Source organism: Pseudomonas sp. IT-P395 (assembly GCF_949767675.1).
Taxonomy (GTDB): Bacteria; Pseudomonadota; Gammaproteobacteria; order Pseudomonadales; family Pseudomonadaceae; genus Aquipseudomonas.
Genome location: NZ_CATKPW010000058.1, coordinates 1 through 20,972, shown reverse-complemented (window position 1 = coordinate 20,972; position 20,972 = coordinate 1). Strand labels below are relative to the sequence as shown.

24 protein-coding genes are annotated in these 20,972 nt (G+C 60.0%); 8 read left to right on the top strand and 16 right to left on the bottom strand.

The genetic code is table 11. The features are described 5' to 3' along the window. Positions 1 to 8: 8 nt before the first annotated feature. From ACM6IN_RS23830 to ACM6IN_RS23815, 4 genes are read right to left on the bottom strand one after another with little or no spacing between them, the layout of a single operon-like run. A complete protein-coding gene (locus tag ACM6IN_RS23830; protein WP_095113061.1) occupies positions 9 to 584 on the bottom strand; it encodes a DUF6162 family protein in 576 nt (191 codons plus the stop codon). After that, positions 581 to 922: a hypothetical protein gene (locus tag ACM6IN_RS23825; protein WP_414916799.1), complete on the bottom strand. Its 342-nt coding sequence runs from the start codon at positions 920 to 922 to the stop codon at positions 581 to 583. Before ACM6IN_RS23825 ends, ACM6IN_RS23830 begins: the two co-directional genes overlap by 4 nt. Continuing rightward, complete coding sequence (locus ACM6IN_RS23820; protein ID WP_414916798.1) at positions 919 to 1,461, bottom strand: thiamine pyrophosphate-binding protein; 543 nt, start codon at positions 1,459 to 1,461, stop codon at positions 919 to 921. The genes ACM6IN_RS23825 and ACM6IN_RS23820 overlap by 4 nt, the downstream gene beginning before the upstream one ends. After that, positions 1,458 to 2,657 carry a PepSY-associated TM helix domain-containing protein gene (locus ACM6IN_RS23815; protein WP_007917724.1) on the bottom strand — a complete coding sequence of 400 codons (1,200 nt, stop codon included), beginning with the start codon at positions 2,655 to 2,657 and terminating at the stop codon, positions 1,458 to 1,460. Before ACM6IN_RS23815 ends, ACM6IN_RS23820 begins: the two co-directional genes overlap by 4 nt. A 406-nt stretch (positions 2,658 to 3,063) precedes the next feature. Here ACM6IN_RS23815 and leuC point away from each other — a divergent pair, with 406 nt between their 5' ends. Both leuC and leuD read left to right on the top strand, forming a co-directional pair. After that, positions 3,064 to 4,482, top strand: coding sequence for a 3-isopropylmalate dehydratase large subunit (leuC, locus tag ACM6IN_RS23810; RefSeq protein ID WP_123375548.1), 1,419 nt, complete (start codon positions 3,064 to 3,066; stop codon positions 4,480 to 4,482). After that, the gene (leuD, locus tag ACM6IN_RS23805; protein ID WP_007917726.1) at positions 4,479 to 5,093 is read left to right on the top strand and encodes a 3-isopropylmalate dehydratase small subunit; all 615 of its coding nucleotides are present in this window, start codon (positions 4,479 to 4,481) and stop codon (positions 5,091 to 5,093) included. Before leuC ends, leuD begins: the two co-directional genes overlap by 4 nt. Positions 5,094 to 5,228: 135 nt before the next feature. Here the strand turns inward: leuD and ACM6IN_RS23800 are convergent, their stop codons facing one another. From ACM6IN_RS23800 to soxR, 4 genes are all read right to left on the bottom strand, one after another. Then, positions 5,229 to 6,179: a LysR substrate-binding domain-containing protein gene (locus tag ACM6IN_RS23800; protein WP_414916797.1), complete on the bottom strand. Its 951-nt coding sequence runs from the start codon at positions 6,177 to 6,179 to the stop codon at positions 5,229 to 5,231. A gap of 24 nt (positions 6,180 to 6,203) precedes the next feature. Beyond that, entirely contained in the window at positions 6,204 to 7,079 is an 876-nt protein-coding gene (locus ACM6IN_RS23795; RefSeq protein ID WP_414916796.1) for an alpha/beta fold hydrolase, read from the bottom strand. Between the two features lie 213 nt (positions 7,080 to 7,292). Continuing rightward, positions 7,293 to 7,751 carry a VOC family protein gene (locus ACM6IN_RS23790; RefSeq protein ID WP_007917729.1) on the bottom strand — a complete coding sequence of 153 codons (459 nt, stop codon included), beginning with the start codon at positions 7,749 to 7,751 and terminating at the stop codon, positions 7,293 to 7,295. A gap of 105 nt (positions 7,752 to 7,856) precedes the next feature. Continuing rightward, positions 7,857 to 8,309, bottom strand: a complete 453-nt coding sequence (gene soxR / locus ACM6IN_RS23785) for a redox-sensitive transcriptional activator SoxR (protein WP_007917730.1) — start codon at positions 8,307 to 8,309, stop codon at positions 7,857 to 7,859. A gap of 93 nt (positions 8,310 to 8,402) precedes the next feature. Between soxR and ACM6IN_RS23780 the strand changes: the two genes are divergently transcribed. Continuing rightward, positions 8,403 to 8,756: an antibiotic biosynthesis monooxygenase gene (locus tag ACM6IN_RS23780; protein WP_007917731.1), complete on the top strand. Its 354-nt coding sequence runs from the start codon at positions 8,403 to 8,405 to the stop codon at positions 8,754 to 8,756. Here ACM6IN_RS23780 and ACM6IN_RS23775 read toward each other — a convergent pair. From ACM6IN_RS23775 to msuE, 4 genes are all read right to left on the bottom strand, one after another. After that, the gene (locus ACM6IN_RS23775; protein ID WP_123375551.1) at positions 8,753 to 9,856 is read right to left on the bottom strand and encodes a sigma-54 interaction domain-containing protein; all 1,104 of its coding nucleotides are present in this window, start codon (positions 9,854 to 9,856) and stop codon (positions 8,753 to 8,755) included. The two genes, ACM6IN_RS23780 and ACM6IN_RS23775, sit on opposite strands and share 4 nt — an antisense overlap. 36 nt (positions 9,857 to 9,892) lie before the next feature. Beyond that, positions 9,893 to 11,080 (bottom strand): acyl-CoA dehydrogenase family protein, encoded by a 1,188-nt coding sequence (locus ACM6IN_RS23770; RefSeq protein WP_123375552.1) that lies wholly within the window; start codon positions 11,078 to 11,080, stop codon positions 9,893 to 9,895. Positions 11,081 to 11,147: 67 nt separating this feature from the next. Then, positions 11,148 to 12,293, bottom strand: coding sequence for an FMNH2-dependent alkanesulfonate monooxygenase (ssuD, locus tag ACM6IN_RS23765; protein ID WP_007949711.1), 1,146 nt, complete (start codon positions 12,291 to 12,293; stop codon positions 11,148 to 11,150). Between the two features lie 10 nt (positions 12,294 to 12,303). Then, positions 12,304 to 12,867: an FMN reductase gene (gene msuE / locus ACM6IN_RS23760; RefSeq protein WP_414916795.1), complete on the bottom strand. Its 564-nt coding sequence runs from the start codon at positions 12,865 to 12,867 to the stop codon at positions 12,304 to 12,306. 389 nt (positions 12,868 to 13,256) lie between these two features. On the opposite strand from msuE, the gene ACM6IN_RS23755 reads away from it, so the two are divergent. From ACM6IN_RS23755 to ACM6IN_RS23740, 4 genes are all read left to right on the top strand, one after another. Next, the gene (locus ACM6IN_RS23755) at positions 13,257 to 13,514 is read left to right on the top strand and encodes a hypothetical protein (RefSeq protein WP_007917547.1); all 258 of its coding nucleotides are present in this window, start codon (positions 13,257 to 13,259) and stop codon (positions 13,512 to 13,514) included. Positions 13,515 to 13,615: 101 nt separating this feature from the next. Next, the gene (locus ACM6IN_RS23750) at positions 13,616 to 14,230 is read left to right on the top strand and encodes a LysE family translocator (protein WP_007917549.1); all 615 of its coding nucleotides are present in this window, start codon (positions 13,616 to 13,618) and stop codon (positions 14,228 to 14,230) included. Positions 14,231 to 14,435: 205 nt separating this feature from the next. Continuing rightward, complete coding sequence (locus tag ACM6IN_RS23745; RefSeq protein ID WP_414916794.1) at positions 14,436 to 15,602, top strand: aminotransferase class V-fold PLP-dependent enzyme; 1,167 nt, start codon at positions 14,436 to 14,438, stop codon at positions 15,600 to 15,602. A 56-nt stretch (positions 15,603 to 15,658) separates the two neighbouring features. After that, complete coding sequence (locus tag ACM6IN_RS23740; RefSeq protein WP_414916793.1) at positions 15,659 to 17,467, top strand: aminopeptidase P family protein; 1,809 nt, start codon at positions 15,659 to 15,661, stop codon at positions 17,465 to 17,467. A gap of 43 nt (positions 17,468 to 17,510) precedes the next feature. On the opposite strand, the gene ACM6IN_RS23735 is transcribed toward ACM6IN_RS23740, so the two are convergent. Together ACM6IN_RS23735 and ACM6IN_RS23730 are read right to left on the bottom strand one after the other, a co-directional pair. After that, positions 17,511 to 18,107 carry a 2-hydroxychromene-2-carboxylate isomerase gene (locus tag ACM6IN_RS23735; RefSeq protein ID WP_095113073.1) on the bottom strand — a complete coding sequence of 199 codons (597 nt, stop codon included), beginning with the start codon at positions 18,105 to 18,107 and terminating at the stop codon, positions 17,511 to 17,513. Positions 18,108 to 18,143: 36 nt separating this feature from the next. Beyond that, positions 18,144 to 18,872 (bottom strand): SDR family oxidoreductase, encoded by a 729-nt coding sequence (locus ACM6IN_RS23730; protein WP_123375559.1) that lies wholly within the window; start codon positions 18,870 to 18,872, stop codon positions 18,144 to 18,146. A gap of 91 nt (positions 18,873 to 18,963) precedes the next feature. Between ACM6IN_RS23730 and ACM6IN_RS23725 the strand changes: the two genes are divergently transcribed. After that, complete coding sequence (locus tag ACM6IN_RS23725) at positions 18,964 to 19,527, top strand: TetR/AcrR family transcriptional regulator (protein WP_007917559.1); 564 nt, start codon at positions 18,964 to 18,966, stop codon at positions 19,525 to 19,527. Position 19,528: 1 nt separating this feature from the next. Here ACM6IN_RS23725 and ACM6IN_RS23720 read toward each other — a convergent pair whose 3' ends face one another. Further along, a complete protein-coding gene (locus ACM6IN_RS23720; protein WP_007917561.1) occupies positions 19,529 to 19,810 on the bottom strand; it encodes a hypothetical protein in 282 nt (93 codons plus the stop codon). Between the two features lie 167 nt (positions 19,811 to 19,977). Then, a complete protein-coding gene (rhtA, locus tag ACM6IN_RS23715) occupies positions 19,978 to 20,865 on the bottom strand; it encodes a threonine/homoserine exporter RhtA (protein WP_042704914.1) in 888 nt (295 codons plus the stop codon). Positions 20,866 to 20,972 lie beyond the last annotated feature (107 nt).

The following is a 20,972-nucleotide window of genomic DNA, read 5'->3' as shown; positions in this document are numbered from 1 at the left end:
GCGAGGAATCAATGGCGATGTTCGCGGGTAACCCCGGCATCGTATTGCGCGACGATCTGTTTCCAGCCAGCAGCGGACAGTGCCGCCGCATTCAGTTGCGCCGGGGCTTGAGCGGCGGCATCACGGTTGAGCCAGATGTCCGGCGCAGCCTTGTCATCGGTACTCAGCAGCATGACGAACGAGCCAGCGACAGTCGGATTCTGGCTTTGACCGACATACGCGGTGTTCGCCAGCAACTGCCAGGCATGACCCCCACGGCTGACCGAGCTCGCATCCTGGGCAAACGGGGCAAAGCCTTCGTCGGCCAGATTCTGCGGCGTCGGCAGGGCTTGCTGTTCTTCGCGCAGCAGGCGGATTTCGTCGAGGGTCACCCGCAGGTCGGCGTAGATGCCTTGCTCGGCAGCACTGAGGTCGCGACGGGCGTCGAGTTGATTGGACGCAACCGGCTCCGGCTCATGGGAAACCCCGCGCCACGCGACCACGGAACCGGCGACTGCCAGAATCAACAGGCACAACAGCAGCACATTGAGGGTTTCATGACCGGCGCCGGCCGGACGCACGATTTGTGTGGTTGGCGTACTCATGGGGCTTCGATATCCGCCTGGTCGATTTCCACAACGTGGCCTGGACCTGCGTCGAACAGCACGTAGAACTCGGCGCCAGGCTTCTTGAAGGTCAGCGTCGAGTCACTGCCGAGCTTGCCCGGCACCAGGATCGTTTCGTCGTAGCCGATCACATCGAGGGTCACCCCCGGCGCGCCGCTGCCGTCGGAGAACCCACCGGTGCATTTGATCTGCTCGGCGTCGATGGCTTTGCATTCGCACATCGGGTTATGCGCCAGAGCGCTGCCACTGAAGCCGGCGCCGAGCACCAGCAGCGCGGCCTTCAGGCGCAGGCGAGAAGGGCGTTGAGAGCAAGTCATGGTTTGACTCCTTGTTTGTTCAGCCAGGCGAAGGTGGCGGGGGAGGCCTCACTCAGGGGAATCGAAGCCTGGTGCATGCTGCCGTCCCAGCCTTCCATGGTGATCCACAGTTCGGCGTCGGCTCTGGTCTTCTCCGGGATCGGCATTTGCGTGCCCATGCGATAAGGCGTGCCGAAGAAAATGCTGCCGGCGGCGCGCAGGCTGCGTGGCTTGCCGATGCGCAGGTAGGTCGCCTTGACCTGATCGACACAGGCATCGCACAGCGCGGCGCTGAAGTCTTTCATGTAGCCGGCCGGACCGGTCAGCACCGGTGCTTCGTTGCGTAACTCGGCCAGGCGCAGGCTCCATGGCCCGACCTGGACAGTGCCGATCTCGTGCTGGCCCAAGCCGCTGTCACCGCGAAACAGCGAGGCGTCGGCGAAGTACTTGGGCATGAAACCCAGCGGGATCAACAGCAGCAGAACATTGATGTGGAAGCGCCATCTGTGCCAGAAACGCGCCAGTCGAGAAGGTTGGGCCTTGGTGATGGACTTGCTCACAGGCTGGCCTCCGAGGTTTCACGGCTCATGGCCGGTTGTGCCTTGATGCGGTTTTTCTTGTCTTCGCGCTTCAACGCATTGGCGGTGGCCAGGGCGGTGCGTTTGGTCCAGATCAACAAGCCGCTGAGGATCATCATGCTCAGGATCAAACCGAAGAAGAACCAGATCAGCTTGATCCAGATGCCGCCGAAATCCCCGGTGTGCAGTGGTCGCATGGACTCGGTGACGAACTCCAGCGACGAGCGATCGGACAGCAGCCGTGAAGCGGCGATGTCGCCGTTGTACGGATTGAGCGTGGCGGTCTGGAACATCAGCGGATACCAGCCGCGCCCGCCAACGCTCATGTGGCTGTAGGCGTTGCCCGGCAGGCTGACGAAACTGGCTTCCAGCCCCGGAATCTTCTCTTGCGCGAGCTCGACGGCACGGTCCAGGCTGATCCGTGGCGGCGGGGTGCCGGCGGCAGAGATCGGCACGCTTTCGCGGGACATCGCCGGAATGATCGGCTCGCTGGAGATGGCGATCTGGTTATCGAACAGAATCGCCCGAATCAGAAACCAGATGCCGGTGATGGAAATCACTGCAATGAACCAGATCGACCAGATACCGCACAGCCGATGGAAGTCACCCCAGAAAATCCGTGCGCCGTGGCGCACGCGCAGGGTCGGGCGCAGAAAACCCTTCCAGAAGCGCTTGTAGACCACCAGACCGGTGATCAACGAGACCAGCATCGGCACGCCGAGGAACGACACCAGATACCAGCCCCAACTGAAGCCATTGGTGAACGGCACCAGCCACCAGCCATGCAGGGCCCGGGTGAAGGCTTTGAAATCGAAGGTCGGCGCAGGGCCCTGGATCACCCCGGTGTAAGGATTGACGTAGACCGTCTGCGAACGACCGTCCGGATAACTGACCGCAACGTCGAGCGCGAAGTGTGACTCATCGGGGCGACTGATGCTTTCAACGAGGGTCTGCGGTTCGGCTTTTTTGATCGCTGCCATGATCTGGTCATAGCTGAGCAGCGGCGCATCCTCCGCAGGCTGGCTGGCGCGCATCTGCGGGTTGGCCAGCCAGACGATTTCCTGACTGACCACCGCCAGTGTGCCGGTGACACAGACGATCAGGACAAAGAACCAGATCGGTAACGCCAGCCAGCTATGAACGAGGAACCACAGTTTGGAGCGGGATTTCTTCGACATGATTGCGCGTCTTGATAGCGGTGAAAGGGTGCCTGGCTACGGGCTTCGCAGCACGGGGACCCGGAAAGACCGGACGTGGCTTTTGCCTACGCGAACGGCCTGCATCTCTATAGGACGGATGAGCGAGGCAAATCCCGAAAGATGATATGAAAGCAAATGTTTCCCAATTCGCAGGGTTTGACAGATCCCACTGTAGGAGCTGCGGCACGCTGCGATCTTTTGATCCTGATCTTTAAAAACAAGATCAAAAGATCGCAGCCTCGTTGCACTCGACAGCTCCTACAGGGTTTCGCTGATCGGCAGATCAAACACGATTCATGATCCACGCCATCACTGTCTGCCAATTGATGGCCGACCCGCGCTCCCTATGATGGGAATCACCTGATTTCCCTGAGTGAGCGCCTTGATGACCGCCAGAACCCTCTATGACAAACACATCGATTCGCACACGGTGTGCCGCCTCGACGATCAGGGCCATGTCCTCTTGTATATCGATCGTCAGGTGATCAACGAATACACCAGCCCGCAGGCGTTCAGCGGTTTGCGTGCCGCCGGGCGCGGGGTCTGGCGTCCGGGCACGGCGCTGGCGGTGGTCGATCACGTCAACCCGACCACGCCTGTGCGCATCGCGGCAATGCCTGATGCCGGCGGCGCCCGGCAAGTCTCGTATCTGGCGGAGAATTGCCGGGACTTCGGCATCGAGTTGCTGGACATCCTCGACAAACGTCAGGGCATTGAACACGTGATCGCTCCCGAGCAGGGGTTCATTCTGCCCGGCATGGTCATCGCCGCCGGCGACAGCCATACCACCACCTATGGCGCACTCGGCGCTTTCGGTTTTGGCATCGGCACCTCCGAGATCGAACACCTGCTGGCCTCGCAGACGCTGGTCTACAAACGTCTGAAAAGCCTGCGCGTGACCGTCGACGGCGAGTTGACAGCGGGCCTGACGTCCAAAGACGTGATCATGGCCCTGATCGGTCGCATCGGCGCGTCCGGGGCCAGCGGTTACGCGATCGAGTTCTGCGGCTCGACTATCGATGCCTTGAGCGTTGAAGCGCGCATGACCATCTGCAACATGGCTGTCGAGGCCGGTGCGCGCGGCGCGTTCATGGCCCCGGATGAAAAGGTCTTCGCCTATCTCAAGGGCAAGCCGCGCGCGCCGCAAGGTGAGTTGTGGGAACGGGGCGTGAAGAAGTGGCGCGAACTGCGCAGTGATCCCGGTGCGCTGTTTGACCGCGAGATTCACCTGGATGCCAGCATTCTTGAACCGATGGTCACCTGGGGCACCAGCCCCGATCAGGCCGCCGCGATCGGTGCGCGGGTGCCGGATCCGCAAGCAATCAGCGATCCGATCCTGCGCCAGGACATGCGCCGCGCCCTCAACTACATGGGCCTCGAAGCGGGCATGGCGCTCAGCGACATTGTTATCAGCCACGCCTTTATCGGTTCGTGCACCAACGCGCGGATCGAAGACTTGCGCGATGCCGCCAGCGTCGTGCGCGGTCAGCACGTGGCCGGGCATGTACGCGCGATGATCGTCCCCGGCTCCAGCGAAGTTCGCGCGCAGGCCGAGGCGGAAGGGCTGGCGCAGATCTTTATCGACGCCGGTTTCGAATGGCGTCAGTCCGGCTGCTCGATGTGCCTGGCGATGAACGACGACGTACTCGCCCCCGGCGACCGCTGCGCGTCCAGTACCAACCGCAACTTTGAAGGCCGTCAGGGCGCCGGCGCGCGCACTCATTTGATGAGTCCGGCGATGGTCGCCGCCGCTGCGATCAGCGGTCGACTCACCGATATCCGCCACTTTGGAGTACGCCCATGAGCCTGCAACCTTTCACTCTAGTCATTGGCCAGGCTGCGCCGTTACTGGCAGCGAACGTTGATACCGACGTGATCATGCCCAAGCAGTTTCTCAAGGGCATCGATAGAAACGGGCTGGATCGCGGATTGTTTTTCGATCTGCGGTTTCAGCGTGATGGCACGCCCAACCCTGAGTTCGTGCTGAACCAGCCCGCCTGGAAAGGTGCGAACTTTCTTGTGGTCGGGCCCAATTTCGGCTGCGGTTCCAGCCGTGAACACGCGGTATGGGGCCTGCAGCAGATGGGCATCCGCGCGTTGATCGGCAGCAGCTTTGCCGGGATTTTCTATGACAATTGCCAGCGTAACGGCGTGTTGTTGATCACCCTGGAAGAGGTACAGGTGCAGCGCATTGGACAGCTTGTCGGTGAGCCTGAAACGGCGCGGGTCAGTATTGATCTGGAGGCGCAGCGGATTAGTCTGGCGGATGGCAGCGTGATCGATTTCCAGATTGATAACCTGCGCAAAACCGCGTTGCTGCTCGGCCTGGATGCCATCGGCAGCACCCTGCAACGGCGCGAACAGATCAAAGATTTCGAACGCGAGCATCTGGCCAACAACCCTTGGTTAGGCTGAACGCATAACCTGTGGGAGCTGGCTTGCCAGCGATGAGGCCGGCACTTCCAGCATTTGTGTTGGCTGAGCTGACGCCATCGCTGCGATGCGGCGTTCCGACAAGCCAGCTCCCACAGGTTTTTGTGGTGTTTTGAGCTACAGCGACAATCCTTTGAAATGCGCCTGCAAAAACTCCACACACGCGCGCAACTTCCCCGAATGCGCCAGCCGTGTCGGGTACACCGCCCAGACATTGGCGCTCTGGCTGTAATCGTCCAGCACCTGCACCAAGCGTCCTTGCTCCAGCAGCGGTTTCACATCCCACAGCGAGCGCAACAACACCCCACGCCCGTCCAGTGCCCACTGCAAAACAATCTCGCCGTTGTTGGACGACAACGGCCCGCTGACCCGCACGCTCTCTTGCCCGCCGTCGCGATCCAGATGCCAGACCCCGAAAGCGTTGTCGCGTTCCTTGATCACCAGGCAATCGTGTTGTTGCAGTTCGTCCAGGGTCTGCGGCGTGCCGCGAGTTTGCAGATAACCGGGGGCGGCGCACAGGACTCGGCGGTTACTGACCAGATGCCGGCCGATGTGCTGGCCCGGAATGTCATCGCCAACGCGGATCTCCAGATCGAAGCCTTCATTGATGATGTCCACCACCCGGTCAAACAGGTCGAGGCGAATCTCCAGTTGCGGATAACGTTCGGCCAGCAACGACACCGCCGGCGCGACGTGATTGCGACCGAAACCGAAACTGCTGCAGAGGTGCAAGCGCCCACGCGGGCTGTCGTGGGCGTCGGACAGTTCGTCGTGCAGTTGCTGGAAGTCATCGAGAATGCGCAACGCCCAGCGCTGCACCCGTTCGCCGTCCTCGGTCAGCGAGACGCGACGACTGGTGCGGTGCAGCAGGCGAGTGCCAAGGGTGGTTTCAAGAATCTGGATGCGTTTGCTGACATAGGCCGGCGACAGGCCGAGTTCATCCGCTGCGGCGGCAAAGCCGTTCTTGCGGATCACGGTGAGTAGCACGCGCAGGTCTTCGGGCAGGGGCACGCTGTCTTTCTTCTGTGGCATGTCAAAACGAACACTGGCGGCAGAAGCCGCCAGCATAGCACCGAGATCCGGCGGCTCGGCTCAGCGCAAAAAGGCCAGTGCTTCGCCAAGCAACAGTTCAGGGACTTCTTCGGCAAGGTAATGGCCGGCGGGCAATGCCTGACCGCTGACGTCAGTCGCCACGTGTTGCCATTCCTTGAGCGGATCGAAGCAACGGCCGACGGTGCCTTCGGCGCCCCACAACACGCGCAGCGGTAGATTCAGGTGATGCCCGGCCGAGATGTCGGCGCGGTCGTGCTCAAGATCGATTCCGGCGCTGGCGCGATAGTCTTCGCAGATGCCACGGGCGCTGCCCGGTTGGCGCAGGCAGCGCAGGTATTCGCCGAAGGCTGCATCGGTAAACGGCTTGAGCCCGGCGCTGCGGCTGCCCATGACGCTGCGCAGATAACCTTCGGGATTGGCTTCGAGCAAGGTTTCCGGCAATGGCGCCGGGCGGATCAGGAAGAACCAGTGCCAATACGCGCGGGCAAAGGCTTCGTTGGTTTGCGCGTACATCGACAGGGTCGGCGCGATGTCGAGCAGCATCATCCGTCGCACGGCATCCGGGTGATCGAGGGCGAGGCGATGGGCGACCCGCGCGCCACGGTCGTGAGCGAGAATCGAAAACTGCTCGAAGCCCAGCGCCTGCATCAACTCGACATTGTCGCGGGCCATTTCGCGTTTCGAGTAATTAACGTGCAGCTCATCGGCGGCCGGGCGACTGCTGTCGCCGTAACCGCGCAGGTCGGCGGCGACCACGCTGAAGTGTTCGGCCAGTTGTTCGGCAATCTTGTGCCAGATCACATGGGTCTGCGGGTGCCCGTGCAACAGCAACAGGCCCGGGCCGCTGCCGCCGAGGCGGTAGGCAATGTCGACGCCGTTGACGTGGCGCTGGTCTTTGCGGAATCCGGCAAACATCGGGCTGATCCTTTTTCAGGGTTCTGGTTGGCTGCATCCTGAAATCGTCCGGCGTTTGCGGCAAGGGGCAAAGCGTGGTGGGCCGGTTCATGAAGTGTGATGGGTGTTGATAGTTATGGCCTCATCGCGAGCAGGCGAAGGCCTACAGTTGAAATGCGTTCCCCTGTAGGCCTTCGCCTGCTCGCGATAGCGCTATTGCAGACACTGCAACTCTCAACCCTGACTAAACATCTCCATCGCCCGCTGCTTGATCTGCTCTTCAGTCAGATCTTCCTTGCGCGAGGCGAGAAACCACAGATGCCCATACGGATCCTTCAACGTCCCGCTGCGATCACCGTAAAACTGGTCCTTGACCTCCGACACCGCCTTCGCTCCGGCATCCAGCGCTCGCTGAAAGGACTTGTCGACATCGGTCACATACAGATGCAAACCAACTGACACGGCTTGATCAGGATTACTCAACGGCCCCTGATCACAGGGCGAACCGAGCATGATCGCGCTGTCGCCGATGCGCAGTTCGGCGTGGCCGATGCCGCCGTCAGGCATGGCCAGACGCATGACCTCGGTGGCGCCGAAGGCTGTTTTATAGAAATCGATGGCCTCGGCGGCTTTGTGGATGCCGAGATACGGGGTAATGCTGTGATACCCCTCGGGAATGGGTTTGACGCTCATGACGTTCTCCCTGAATTGTTGTTCTATGGGACAGGACTCCACCGAATTTGTGGAAGATTCACTATAGAACCGTCCTCGCCGAGCAGACTTTTGCCCGACGAGCAGTCAATCCTTTGGAAAGTGCGGGCCAGGCCCTTGTTCGCCGAGTACATCGCCCTGATTGCGCAGCGGACAGGCCTCCATCGACAAACAGCCACAACCGATGCAGCCATTGAGCCGATCGCGCAGCAGCGTCAGTTGCTCGATCCGCGCGTCCAGTTCCTGTCGCCATTGCTGTGAGAGGATTTTCCAGTCTGCCGCGCTGGGCGCACGATCCTCCGGGAGGATTTTCAATGCCTCGCCAATTTCCGCCAGCGGAATCCCCAGCCGCTGCGCGACTTTGATCAACGCTACGCGGCGCAGTACTTCGCGCGGATAGCGCCGCTGATTGCCGGCATTGCGCTGGCTCTTGATCAGGCCTTTGGATTCATAAAAGTGCAGGGCGGTGACGGCCACGCCACTGCGCGCTGCGACTTCACCAACCGTTAACTGTTTGTGCACATTTTCTTTGCTGATCATTTGAAGACAGCTCTTGACCTTGACTTAACTAGAGGTTTTACCCTGCAGGTCTTCGAGTCGCAAGGCTCGTCTTACGCTGAGTGGGGGCATTCCATGAACAACCGCAGTTTTACCCAATTGATCGAATTCGAAATCGAACCACGCCAACAACCCGCCTTGGTCACTGCACTATCAATGCAAACCGAGCGCCTGGCGCAACGTTATGCCGGTTTTGTCAGCGCCAGTGTGCAGGCCAGCGATGACGGCCGGCGCGTGCTGAGTTTCCTCCAATGGCAGTCCCGCGAGGCGGGTGAAGCGGCATTTCGCAGCTTCGAAAGCGGCGAGCAGGACTTCTGGCAACTGATTCACACCCATCAGGCGAAAACCGTCACCTTCAACTCGTTTCAGGTGCTGAGCAGCATCGCCCGCAGTCACGACGATGCGCTGCATTGCCACCTGGTCGGCTAGATCGACAACTGGATCAGGCGTTCGCCCTGCAGATTCTCCGTGAGCCGCCGCTTGTTTACCGCCAGTTCGCCGATCTTGATCAGTCGCGTGCGGGTGACGTTGCGGCTCAGACCGAGCAACGCGGCGGTGTGCACCTGGTTGTAATGGCAGAAGCGATACGCCGCGCGCAGCAAAGCGTCTTCGACTTTTTCGTGCAACGCGCCGGCCTGTTGCGCGAAGAGTTTTTGAAAGGCCTGTTCCAGTAAGGCCTCCGGTGAATCATCGGCACTGCTGTGATGATCGTCCGGGCGTTCGATGCGCAGGTTCGACAGACGCAAATCATCGCGTTCGATCACGCCGTTGCGGCAGATCAGCAAGGTGTGATGGATGACGTTCTCCAGCTCGCGAATATTGCCCGGCCAACTGTAAGCGCGCAGTTTGTGTTCGGCGCCGGGGCTGATGCTGACCCGCCCGTAACCGAGGCGCTGGCTGTAGGCCTCGATGAAATGGCGGGTCAGCGGCAGTATGTCGCCAGGACGGTCGCGCAGTGGGTTCAGTTCCAGATTGACCACGTTGAGGCGGTAATACAGATCCTCGCGGAAATGACCGGCATTGATGGCTTTTTCCAGCTGCACATTGGTCGCCGCCAGTACCCGTACATCGATGGGAATGCTTTTGCGCGAGCCCAGTCGCACCACTTCGCGTTCCTGCAAAACCCGCAGCAACTTCACCTGAATCGCCATCGGCAGATCGCCGATCTCATCGAGAAACAAGGTGCCACCATCCGCTTCCTCGAACCATCCGGCCTTGGCGCTCAGCGCGCCGGTGAACGCGCCTTTTTCATGACCGAACAACTCCGCTTCCACCAGTGATTCGGAAAACGCCCCGCAATTGACCGCGATAAACGGCCGATGACGGCGATTGCTGAGGTTATGAATATGTCGCGCCACCAGTTCTTTACCAGTGCCGGTCTCGCCGATGATCAGCACACTCGCTTCACTCGGCGCGACCTGCTGTAAATGTGCGAGCAGGGCCTGGGACTTCGGGTCCTCGAACACCTGCGCAGTGGCGCGGATCGACGTGGCGAGCGCGGGGGAGGGCGGTAGGGTCAGCAGTTGCATGGGCTCGTCCTTCTTTTTAGTTCAAATGCAGGCAGGTCAGGAATAGAAGGTCGGCACCGGCAGCGACTGATTCAGCGCCCAGTCGCCCAACTCATGGAGTTTGTAGTCCAGCGGGTCGTGCAGGGTTTGCGTGCGCAGGTTGCGCCAGTGGCGATCGAGGCGCAGGGACGCGTGAGTGGAGCGCGCGCCGGTCACTTCGAACAAACGGCTGCAAATCTCCAGGCCCTGACGGCTGGCGGCGACTTTCGCGGTGGCAATCGCTGTCGCGACTTGGCCGCGCTCTTCGGCACTGAGATTCGCGCCTTTGGCCCAGGCCTCATCGAGCAACGCCGCCGCGCGTTCGACCAACAGGCGGATGCCTTCCAGCGCCACCCAGAACTCGCCGTAATGGGCGAGCACGTACGGATCTTCACGCACATCGCGCGCCGAGGACTTATGCCAGAGCCGGGTTTCGCTGAGGGTGTATTGCCGCGCCTCCTCGAAAGCGCCTTCGGCAATTCCGAGAAACATATGCGTGAAGGTCAGCTGCGCGATTAGCGGGCGCAAGCACGCAAACGGCGTGCTCAGCGGGCCGGGATCGAGCAGCAGTTCCGACTCTTCGACGCGGACCCGCTCAAACGTGGTGCTGCCGCTGTCAGTCTGACGCTGGCCGATGTTGTTCCAGTCGTTGTGCAGGGTGATGCCACTGCGGCCGCTGGGAATCGCCGCGATCAGCAATTTGCCGCCGGCACTTTCATCGACCGCCGAAGCGATCAGCATTTGTGAATCACTGGCGCCGGAGCAGAAGCTTTTCTTCCCGGAAAACTCGCGCCAGCCACCGAGGTCCTTGACCACGGTACGGGTGTCGAGCGGGTTCAGTGCGTTGCCCCAGAACCAGTTCTGCCGCGCGGTCTGTTCGAACCACGGCTGCCATTGTTCCGGCCGGGAAAACAGGCGCACGGTGGCGAGCATCAAATGATGGAAACCGAAGACGTGAGCAATCGAGCTGTCGACCTTGGCGAACTCGCGAACGACCTGCAGGGTTTCGCTCCAGCTCGCGCCGAGGCCGCCGTAGCGGGTGGGAATGCTCAGGGCCAGCAGGCCGCTGTCGCGCAGGGCATCGCGCTCGGCCTTCGGTGTGCCGCCACGTTCGTCGCGTTCGACGGCGGTCAGGGCAAATTCGGCGGCCAGTTGGCGGGCGGTTTGCAACGGGGATAACAAAGTACTTTGCGGTTTGGCGGTCACACCAATACTCCTGAATTTGTACTGCCCTTGTAGGAGCCTGCGGCAGCTCCTACACAAGAGATCCGGTTTACGCCGAGGCTTTTGTGGGCAGCACATCATTGGCAATCATTTCGCCAAACGGCCCGGTCAGATTGGTCACGCCACGCCCGGCCAGACTCGCATAAGGCTCGGGCAACAGCGGGAACACCAGCTCGGCAAAGCGGTAAGCCTCTTCCAGATGCGGGTAACCGGAGAAGATGAAACTCTCGATGCCCAGATCCGCGTATTCCTTGATCCGCGCCGCCACTTGCTGCGGATCGCCGACCAATGCCGTACCGGCACCGCCGCGCACCAGACCGACGCCGGCCCACAGGTTCGGGGCGATTTCGAGGTTGTCGCGACGGCCATCGTGCAATGCGGCCATGCGCCGCTGACCCTCGGAGTCGAAGCGCGAAAAGGATTTCTGCGCCGCTTCAATGGTTTCGTCGCTGATGTGTTCGATCAGTTTGTCCGCCGCTTTCCAGGCCTCTTCGGCGGTCTCGCGCACGATCACATGCAAGCGGATGCCGAACTTCACCTTGCGCCCATGCCGCGCCGCGCGTTCGCGTACATCGGCGAGTTTTTCCGCGACAGCGGCCGGTGGTTCGCCCCAGGTCAGATAGACATCGACCTGTTCGGCGGCCAGATCATGCGCGGCATCGGAAGAGCCGCCGAAGTACAGCGGCGGATAGGGTTTCTGCACAGGCGGATACAGCGCCTTCGCGTTCTGTACCTTCAAATGCTTACCGTCGAAATCTACCGCCTCGCCTTGCAACACGCGGCGCCAGATCTTCAGGAATTCATCGGTGACTTCATAGCGCTCGGCGTGGCTGAGGAAACTGCCGTCGCCACGGTTCTCGTCCGGATCGCCGCCGGTCACCACGTTGATCAGCAAGCGCCCGTTGGACAGCCGATCAAGCGTCGCAGCCATGCGCGCCGAGACTGTCGGCGAGATGATCCCCGGACGGATCGCCACCAGATAACGCAGGCGTTCAGTCAGCGGCACCAGCGCCGAGGCGATCACCCACGAGTCTTCGCAGGAGCGCCCGGTGGGAATCAGCACGCCGTGGTAGCCGAGACTGTCAGCGGCCTGCGCCACCTGTTTCAGATAATTGAGAGTGACCGGGCGCGCGCCTTGAGTGGTGCCCAGATAGTGGCCATCGCCGTGGGTCGGCAGGAACCAGAAAACATCCATGAACGGCTCCTCAGGCGATTTTCAGCAAGGGTTTGATTTGTGTGGCGAACAGCGGCGCCGCGCGTTCGGCGGCCAGGCGGATGCGCGCCTTCAACAGTTCGCTGGTGATCTGGTAATCGGCGAAGTCGGCTTCGGTGGCGTACACGCCGATCGGCAACGTCATGGCTTGGAAGAAGCTGAACAGCGGGCGCAACTGGTGATCGAGGACCAGCGCATGGCGTTCGCTGCCGCCGGTAGCAGCGAGCAGCACCGGGGTGTCGATCAGGGCGTTGAGGTCGATCAGGTCGAACAGATGCTTGAGCAGACCCGGGTAGGAACCGCGATAAACCGGCGCGGCAACAATCAGCAGATCGGTCTGCTCGATGGCCTGCAACTCGGCTTCAATTTCCGCACTGAGTTCCTGACGCGATAGCGCAGCGCCGAGCGGACGAGCGATATCACCGAGTTCGATCAAATGGCTTTCGATGGTCAGGTGCCCAGCCAGTTCGGCGAGCAAGGCCTGGGTCAGCACCAGAGTACGGGACGGACGCCAGGTGCCGCCGGAGAGGGCGACGACTTTCAGGGGACGCGACATGATCAGTTCCTTTTTTCAACAGTTGCTCAGCGAGCAGTGAATGAGTCACCGAGTCTGAGCAAGCGCTGTACCAATTCCCGCAAGCCCCGGTTTACAAGGCGTTGAGCGTAAGCGTGGCGGTCGCCCGTGTGAGTAACAGGGCGCTTTGTTGAATCGCTGTTGGCTGATCAACAGTTGCTGGAGCAACAGTGCTCAGCGCATGGATGGAGTTATAAAGGCTGTTTGTTATTCCGTAAAAGAACGTTAATCGATATTTATAGATCGTTAAGAGATATGCGGCAGTTTGTGTCGATTTCCTGATAGCCACTATTGAGAGCGTTGATTTCTGCGCGAGCGTGCCCGGGCGTAGCCTTTGTCCATCGACTCCCATTGCTCGCCAGGACGCCCCCATGAACCGTTTACTGACCGTTTCGCTGTTGCTCGCTGTCTCCGTACTCGCCGGTTGTGCCGGACACGTTTCGCCGGAGCTGCGTCCTTACACCGATGAAGAATCCCGCGAATTGGCGATGGAAGCGCTCAATCGCAGCGGCCTGTCCTTCGACGAATACCACGCGAAAAAAGCGCAATTACTCGGTCAGACCCAGTTCGACAAAAAAGCTGAAATGAGTGCCGAACGTGCCGTACAGCTGCACGGTCGTCCTAGCTGAAAACAAACTGTACTGGTAGAAGTTTTACCCAACTGTCCGTGGGCTTGCCGGGCGGTGTGGGATAGGGTCAACACCTGAATGACCCTGATGGATTGCTTGCCATGACCCTCTCGCTTGACCTGCTGTTGGGCTTTGCCCTGTTTGCCCTTGTCACCTCGATTACGCCGGGGCCGAACAACACCATGTTGCTGGCATCGGGGGTTAACTTCGGCTTCAACCGCACCATCCCGCATATGCTCGGAATTACCTGTGGCTTTTTCGTTCTGGTGGTGGCCGTGGGCTTTGGCCTCGGCGCGGTGTTTCAGAGCTATCCGATTCTTTATACGGTTCTGCGCTATGTCGGCGCGGCGTATCTGCTGTATCTGGCGTGGAAAATCGCTCACTCGGGACCGGTCGGTGACAGCGCCGCAGGCGAGGCGAAGCCGATCAGCTACCTTGGCGCCGCCGCGTTTCAGTGGGTCAATCCCAAGGCGTGGATCATGGCCATCGGCGCCATCAGCACCTACACGCCGATGCAGGGCTATTTCACCAATGTCGTGGTGATTGCTGCGGTATTCGCCATCATTAACCTGCCGAGCGTCGGCGTCTGGGCAGCTTGCGGTACGTTGTTGCGCAATGTGCTGAAGGATCCGCGCTGGTTGCGCGTGTTCAACTGGGGCATGGCGGCACTGCTGGTGATTTCGCTGTACCCGTTACTTCTCGAAAGCTTTAGCTGACGCATCACTTCAACCGCAGGCCGGATGCCTGTTAAGCTCGACTTCAGGAGCGTTCCTACGCACTTTTAAATGAAGTTGTTCTTCTTTAACGGCATCCGATCAGGTATTGATGACGCTCTCGAACCGACGCGCAACTCACAAGGCTGCGCCGTACCGTTTGCAGACACGAGCCTCCTGATCCCGGAACACGCTCTGCGAGTCTTTTATGAACACACGTCCGTTGTATTTCGATTACGCCGCCACCACCCCGGTTGACGAGCGGGTCATCCAGGTGATGATCGAGTGTCTGGGGTTTCACGGTAACTTTGGCAACCCGGCTTCCAGCTCCCACGCGTTCGGCCAGCAAGCCCGACACACGGTCGAGCAGGCCCGCCGACAGGTCGCCGAACTGGTCGGCGCCAATGCTGAGCAGATCGTCTGGACCTCCGGTGCCACCGAGTCCAACAACCTTGCCCTTAAAGGTGTGGCCCAGGCGCGCGGCGTGTCCGGCGGCCATATCATTACCAGCCAGATCGAACACAAAGCCATCCTCGATACCGCCCGCCAGTTGCAGGACGCCGGCATCGCCGTGACCTATCTGGTGCCGGACGCCGATGGCCTGATCACCCCGCAAGCGGTTAGCGAAGCCATGCGCGACGACACCTTTCTGGTGTCGCTGATGCTGGTCAACAACGAGTTGGGCACCGTCAATGATGTTCAAGCGATTGGCGAAGTGGTGCGCAGTCGCGAGGCGTTGTTCCATGTCGACGCGGCGCAAGGCGCCGGCAAAGTGGCCATCGATCTGGGGCAATGGCCGGTGGATCTGATGTCGTTTTCGGCGCACAAACTTTACGGTCCCAAAGGCATCGGCGCGTTGTACGTCGGCCCACGGGCGCAGCAGCGTTTACAGGCGCAGATTCACGGTGGCGGACACGAAGGGGGATTGCGCTCCGGAACCCTGGCGACGCACCAGATTGCCGGGATGGGCGCAGCATTTGCCTTGGCCGCCGAGGCGTTCGATGTCGAGAAAAAAACCATCGTCGCGCTGCGTGAACGCTTGCTCGAACAACTGCTGAGCCTGCCGGGCGTGCGCCTGAATGGTTGTGCCACTCAGCGCATTCCGCACACCTTGAGCCTGACCTTCAGCGAAGGCGAATTCAACAGCGCGGCGTTGAGCCATTCGATTGCTTTCTCCGCGACCTCGGCTTGCAACTCCGCCAGTAACACGCCATCCCACGTGCTGTTGGCGCTGGGGCATGACGCGCATCTGGCCGGACGCACCATTCGCTTGAGCCTCGGCCGTTTTACCACCGCCGAGGACATCGACAAGGCCGTCGAACTGATCAAGACCGCCTGCGCCAGTGCTCCGGCATTCTGGGCGACAGGGCTTTAAACGAGCCGATTTAACGGCGACGAACAATAACGATGAAGTGGTTAGCAGGAGACATGATGAGTACCCAGACCTCGACCGAAGGATCGGTGCCCCAGCGCCTGGCGCACACCCGCGAACTGATGCGCCGCGAAGGCATTCACGCACTGTTGGTGCCGTCCGCCGACCCGCATTTGTCGGAATATCTGCCGGGTTACTGGCAGGGTCGGCAGTGGTTGTCGGGCTTCCATGGTTCGGTCGGGACGTTGATTGTCACCGCTGATTTCGCCGGCGTCTGGGCCGACAGTCGTTACTGGGAGCAGGCGAGCAAAGAACTCAAGGGCAGCGGCATCGAACTGGTCAAGTTGCAACCGGGTCAACCGAGCCCGCTGGACTGGCTTGCCGAGCAGACACCGGAAGGTGGTGTGGTCGCAGTTGACGGTGCGGTGATGGCCGTGTCTTCGGCGCGTACCCTGAGCAGCAAACTGGAAGCACGCGGCGCACGTCTGCGCACCGACATTGATCTGCTGCAAGAAGTCTGGCGCGATCGCCCGAGCCTGCCGAACGCACCGATCTATCAGCATCTGCCACCGCAAGCGACGGTCAGCCGTGGCGAGAAACTGGCCAAGCTACGCGAAACCCTGCAAGAGCGCGGCGCTGACTGGCATTTCATCGCCACCCTCGACGACATTGCCTGGTTGTTCAACTTGCGCGGCGGCGATGTGTCGTTCAACCCGGTGTTTGTTTCGTTTGCGTTGATCGGTCAGCAGCAGGCCACGTTGTTCGTAGCGTTAAGCAAGGTCGACGCAGATTTGCGCTCGGTGCTTGAGACGGACGGCGTGACGTTGCGTGATTACAGCGAAGTCGCTGATGCCCTGCGTGCCGTGCCGAGTGGCGCGAGTTTGTTGGTTGATCCGGCGCGCGTTACCAGCGGTTTGCTGGATAACCTCGACAGCACGGTGAAGCTGGTCGAAGGCCTGAACCCGACCACGTTGGCCAAGTCGCAGAAAAGTGAAGCGGACGCTGAACATATCCGCAAAGCGATGGAGCAGGATGGCGCGGCGCTGTGCGAGTTTTTCGCCTGGCTGGAATCGGCCTGGGGGCGCGAGCGCATTACCGAACTGACCATCGACGAAAAACTCACCGCTGCCCGTGAGCGTCGTCCGGATTATGTCTCGCTGAGTTTCAACACCATTGCTGCGTTCAACGCCAATGGCGCCATGCCGCATTACCACGCCACCGAAGAAGAGCACGCGGTAATCGAAGGCGACGGCTTGCTGCTGATCGACTCGGGTGGTCAATACCTGGGCGGCACCACGGACATCACGCGAATGGTCCCGGTTGGTACGCCGAGCGAAGAGCAGAAGCGCGATTGCACGCGCGTGTTGAAGGGCGTGATTGCCCTGTCGCGCGCGCAGTTCCCGAAAGGCATTCTCTCGCCGCTGCTCGATGCTATTGCCCGTGCGCCGATCTGGGCCGAAAGCGTCGATTACGGTCACGGCACCGGTCATGGCGTTGGCTACTTCCTCAACGTCCATGAAGGTCCACAGGTGATCGCTTATCAGGCCGCGCCTGCACCGCAGACGGCCATGCAGCCGGGGATGATTACTTCGATCGAGCCAGGCACCTACCGTCCGGGTCGTTGGGGCGTGCGGATCGAGAACCTGGCGATGAACCGCGAGGCGGGCAGCAGCGAATTCGGAGAATTCCTCAAGTTTGAAACCTTGACGCTGTGCCCGATCGACACGCGTTGCCTGCTGCCGGCGTTGCTGACTGAAGAAGAGAAACAGTGGTTCAACGCCTACCACGCGCAAGTGCGTGAGCGCTTGAGTCCATTGCTTGAGGGTGCGGCGCTGGAATGGCTGAACACCCGTACTGCGGCGATCTGATCGGCTGGGATTCAGGCGCTGTGTTCAGCGCCTGAATGATCGTTTAGCCTTGGCGCAAGGCTTCCGCAACGAAGTCCAGCCGATCCTGGCCGAAGAACAGTTGATCGCCGATAAACATGCTGGGTGCTCCGAAAACACCACGTTTAACAGCGGTTTCGGTGTTCTCCTTAAGCGCTGCTTTGACCGATTCATCGTTGCTCAGCGCCAGTACTTCCTGCGGATCGAAACCGTGTTCGCTCAGCACAGCAGCGACAGTCGCCGGTTCGTCGAGGCTGCGTCCTTCAACCCATAGCGCCGTGAACAGACAATCGATAAACGCCTGAAAGCGTGCTGGCTGACGCAACTGGATGCCGGTTACCGCACGCATCAACATCAGTGTGTTGATCGGGAAGTGCGGATTGAATTTCAGCGGCACCCCGTAGCGTTTTGCGTAGCGATCCAGATCCTCAAACATGTACCGACCCTTCGCCGGAATCATCGCCGGTGAAGCGTTGCCGGTTGCCTTGAAGACGCCACCGAGCAGCATCGGGATGTAGATCAGCTCGCTGTTCGTCTGCGCGCAAATCTTCGGCAGTTGGGTGTAGGCCAGGTAGGTGGCAGGGCTGCCGAGGTCGAAATAGAAATCCACGGTTTTCGTCATTTTCGCGTCTCTGTCGTTATTGTTATGGTGGGGGGCTTACCAGCGTTCGTTCCAGGGGCGCAGATCCAGCTCGAACGTCCAGGCATCCCGTGGCTGACTGTGCAGATACCAGTAGTTCTCGGCGATGTGCTCGGGGTTGAGGATGCCGTCCTGATCTTTGGTGGCGTACTTCTCGGGGAAACTGTTGCGAATGAAATCGGTGTCGATCGCACCATCGACTACGACGTGGGCGACGTGGATGTTCATTGGCCCCAGTTCCCGCGCCATGCTTTGTGCCAGCGCACGGATACCGTGTTTGGCTCCGGCGAAGGCGGCAAACCCGGATGCGCCGCGAAGTCCGGCGGTGGCACCGGTGAACAGGATAGTGCCGCGTTGGCGTGTGACCATGCGTTTGGCCACTTCACGGGCATTGAGGAACCCTGAGAAGCAGGCCATTTCCCAAATCTTGAAATACTTGCGTGCGGTTTCTTCAAGAATGCTGCACGGCACATTGGCGCCGATATTGAACACAAAAGCTTCGATCGGACCGAGGCGAGTCTCGATGTCTTCAATCAGAGCAATGACGTCTTCTTCTTTGCGCGCATCGCAGGCAAAACCGTGAGCTTCACCGCCTTCAGCCTTGATCGCGTCCACTAGCGGCTGCAATTTGTCGGCGCTGCGTCGGGTGACGCAGGCGATGAATCCCTCTTTGGCAAAACGCTTTGCAATCGCTCCGCCCGTGGCATCGCCAGCGCCGACAACCAATACGACCTTCTTGTTATTCATGGGTGATTGCCTTTATTAAACGATCGTTAAGTGAACGAACGTTATGCTAGGATCCAGACAACGTCAAGGCAGTCGATTTGAGGGCAAATACATGCGTTACTCCGCCAGTCACAAGTTGGAAACACGGGAAAAGCTGCTGCAGAGCAGCGCGCTGTCAGCAAAGCGTTCCGGTTTTTCCACGGTGGGCGTTGATGGTTTGATGAAGGCTATCGGATTGAGCGGTGCGGCGTTCTACAGCCATTTCTCATCGAAAGATGCGTTGTTCACTGCCATCGTCGAACGCGAATTGGGTCAAAGCCTTGAACGATTGGGGGGGGAGGGCACGCGGGATCGTGAGCGACTGGAGCGCTGTCTCAAGCACTACCTGAGCATGGCTCACGTAGAGCAACCTGAGGCCGGTTGCGCGTTGCCGGCGTTGGGCGCAGAAATTGCCCGATCGGATGTTCTGGTGCGCGAGCAGGCCGAGCTGTGGATTTGCCGGCTTCAGGAGCGTTGGGCACAGATTCTTGAGAGCGAGACCCTGGCGTGGTCGGTGCTGTCGCAATGCGTCGGGGCGTTGGTGGTGGCGCGTATGTTGGCCACGCCGGACGTTCAGCAAGCGGTGCTGAAGTCCAGCCATGAAGAAATTGGCCGGCAGATTGCCGGGCAGCGCTGATCTATTTACAGATGACAATCATGCTGCGGCTGGTGTAGCCCGCAGGATTGAGACCGAACGGGTAATCGCCGGGCTCTTCCACGGCGTCACCGGATTTTGCGATGACCTTGTAGCCCTTCGGCAAGCAGGCATTGGCGGCACTGGCGTAGCACTTGTCCCAGGAGGACGATAGCCCTGAGCAGTTGATGTGCAGCCCTTTTTTTCCGCGTTTTACCTGAGTTTCCGAAGTCGCCGCACAACCTGCAACTGCCAGTATGGCGATCAGTATCAAAATTCGTTTCATTACCGTCCTTATAACGGCCACGAGTCTAATGCTCGGGTTTGCCTGTGTTCGCGTGCGCTTTAAGCTTTTGAAATCCCTGTCCGAAAAAATCCATGTCTGGCATTGGGTTACAGGTCTAAACATGGCCTAAATGCGCGTCAATTGCCAGACCTTCGTCGAATCCTCTTTCAATCAGCCGCGATGGCGGGTTTCGCAGCACTCCCCATGGTCATGGTTGCGCCGACGGATGCCAGAATAATGCACAGGATCGCCATCCATTGTGACAGTGTGAGGAATTCGTGCAGGAACAACAGGCCTGAGAGGGCTCCGAAGGCCGGTTCGATACTCATCAATGTGCCGAAAGTGCGTGCCGGGAGGCGGGTGAGGGCGACCATCTCCAGTGTATAGGGCAGGGCGGTGGACAGAATGGCGACGCCGATGGCAATCGGGATCAACGAAGGGGTCAATAGGGCTGAACCAGCATGCACGATGCCGATAGGGGCCACGAACAGCGCTGCGATCATTACCCCCAGAGCTGCCGTCGTTACACCGTTATCGGCGCCGGCCTTCTGACCGAACAGAATGTATAGCGCCCAGCAGACACCGGCTCCCAGTGCATACCCGGCGCCCACCAGATCGATTCCGGCGCTGGTTGTGCCTGTTGGAATCAGCAGCATCAAGCCGGCGGCAGCCAGGGCAATCCAGAGAAAGTCGATGGCACGGCGGGAAGCAAGGATGGCTACGGCCAGTGGCCCGGTAAATTCGAGGGCGACGGCAATTCCCAACGGCACCGTTTGCAATGACATATAGAAGAGGAAGTTCATGCCGCCCAATGCCATGCCGTAGACGAGGACTGTACGCAGTGATTTGGCGGTCAGCCTCGCGCGCCATGGACGCAGTATTAACAGCATGATCACGCTGGCGAAGATCAGCCGCAGCGTGGTGGTTCCCTGGGCGCCAACGATAGGGAACATGCTTTTGGCCAAAGAAGCTCCTGACTGGATCGACGCCATGGCTATTAATAGCAGGCCAACCGGAAACAGCATTGAGGCAAGAGAGCGTGGCTGGTCATTCATTACGTGGCATCGTCCAAGGTGAGAGCAAGGCATTATTATTGGTGTTGGGCAATATACTGCGCATTCGATCGAGTTACGTCTATATAGAAGAGTCCTTTTTCCCCGGA

Excerpts from the sequence above, each read along its gene's own strand:
- ACM6IN_RS23830 (WP_095113061.1), bottom strand. The coding sequence starts at position 584 with ATGAGTACGCCAACCACACAAATCGTGCGTCCGGCCGGCGCCGGTCAT.
- ACM6IN_RS23825 (WP_414916799.1), bottom strand. The coding sequence starts at position 922 with ATGACTTGCTCTCAACGCCCTTCTCGCCTGCGCCTGAAGGCCGCGCTG.
- ACM6IN_RS23815 (WP_007917724.1), bottom strand. The coding sequence starts at position 2,657 with ATGTCGAAGAAATCCCGCTCCAAACTGTGGTTCCTCGTTCATAGCTGG.
- leuC (WP_123375548.1), top strand. The coding sequence starts at position 3,064 with ATGACCGCCAGAACCCTCTATGACAAACACATCGATTCGCACACGGTG.
- leuD (WP_007917726.1), top strand. The coding sequence starts at position 4,479 with ATGAGCCTGCAACCTTTCACTCTAGTCATTGGCCAGGCTGCGCCGTTA.
- ACM6IN_RS23800 (WP_414916797.1), bottom strand. The coding sequence starts at position 6,179 with ATGCTGGCGGCTTCTGCCGCCAGTGTTCGTTTTGACATGCCACAGAAG.
- ACM6IN_RS23795 (WP_414916796.1), bottom strand. The coding sequence starts at position 7,079 with ATGTTTGCCGGATTCCGCAAAGACCAGCGCCACGTCAACGGCGTCGAC.
- ACM6IN_RS23790 (WP_007917729.1), bottom strand. The coding sequence starts at position 7,751 with ATGAGCGTCAAACCCATTCCCGAGGGGTATCACAGCATTACCCCGTAT.
- soxR (WP_007917730.1), bottom strand. The coding sequence starts at position 8,309 with ATGATCAGCAAAGAAAATGTGCACAAACAGTTAACGGTTGGTGAAGTC.
- ACM6IN_RS23780 (WP_007917731.1), top strand. The coding sequence starts at position 8,403 with ATGAACAACCGCAGTTTTACCCAATTGATCGAATTCGAAATCGAACCA.
- ACM6IN_RS23775 (WP_123375551.1), bottom strand. The coding sequence starts at position 9,856 with ATGCAACTGCTGACCCTACCGCCCTCCCCCGCGCTCGCCACGTCGATC.
- ssuD (WP_007949711.1), bottom strand. The coding sequence starts at position 12,293 with ATGGATGTTTTCTGGTTCCTGCCGACCCACGGCGATGGCCACTATCTG.
- msuE (WP_414916795.1), bottom strand. The coding sequence starts at position 12,867 with ATGTCGCGTCCCCTGAAAGTCGTCGCCCTCTCCGGCGGCACCTGGCGT.
- ACM6IN_RS23755 (WP_007917547.1), top strand. The coding sequence starts at position 13,257 with ATGAACCGTTTACTGACCGTTTCGCTGTTGCTCGCTGTCTCCGTACTC.
- ACM6IN_RS23750 (WP_007917549.1), top strand. The coding sequence starts at position 13,616 with ATGACCCTCTCGCTTGACCTGCTGTTGGGCTTTGCCCTGTTTGCCCTT.
- ACM6IN_RS23745 (WP_414916794.1), top strand. The coding sequence starts at position 14,436 with ATGAACACACGTCCGTTGTATTTCGATTACGCCGCCACCACCCCGGTT.
- ACM6IN_RS23740 (WP_414916793.1), top strand. The coding sequence starts at position 15,659 with ATGAGTACCCAGACCTCGACCGAAGGATCGGTGCCCCAGCGCCTGGCG.
- ACM6IN_RS23735 (WP_095113073.1), bottom strand. The coding sequence starts at position 18,107 with ATGACGAAAACCGTGGATTTCTATTTCGACCTCGGCAGCCCTGCCACC.
- ACM6IN_RS23730 (WP_123375559.1), bottom strand. The coding sequence starts at position 18,872 with ATGAATAACAAGAAGGTCGTATTGGTTGTCGGCGCTGGCGATGCCACG.
- ACM6IN_RS23725 (WP_007917559.1), top strand. The coding sequence starts at position 18,964 with ATGCGTTACTCCGCCAGTCACAAGTTGGAAACACGGGAAAAGCTGCTG.
- ACM6IN_RS23720 (WP_007917561.1), bottom strand. The coding sequence starts at position 19,810 with ATGAAACGAATTTTGATACTGATCGCCATACTGGCAGTTGCAGGTTGT.
- rhtA (WP_042704914.1), bottom strand. The coding sequence starts at position 20,865 with ATGAATGACCAGCCACGCTCTCTTGCCTCAATGCTGTTTCCGGTTGGC.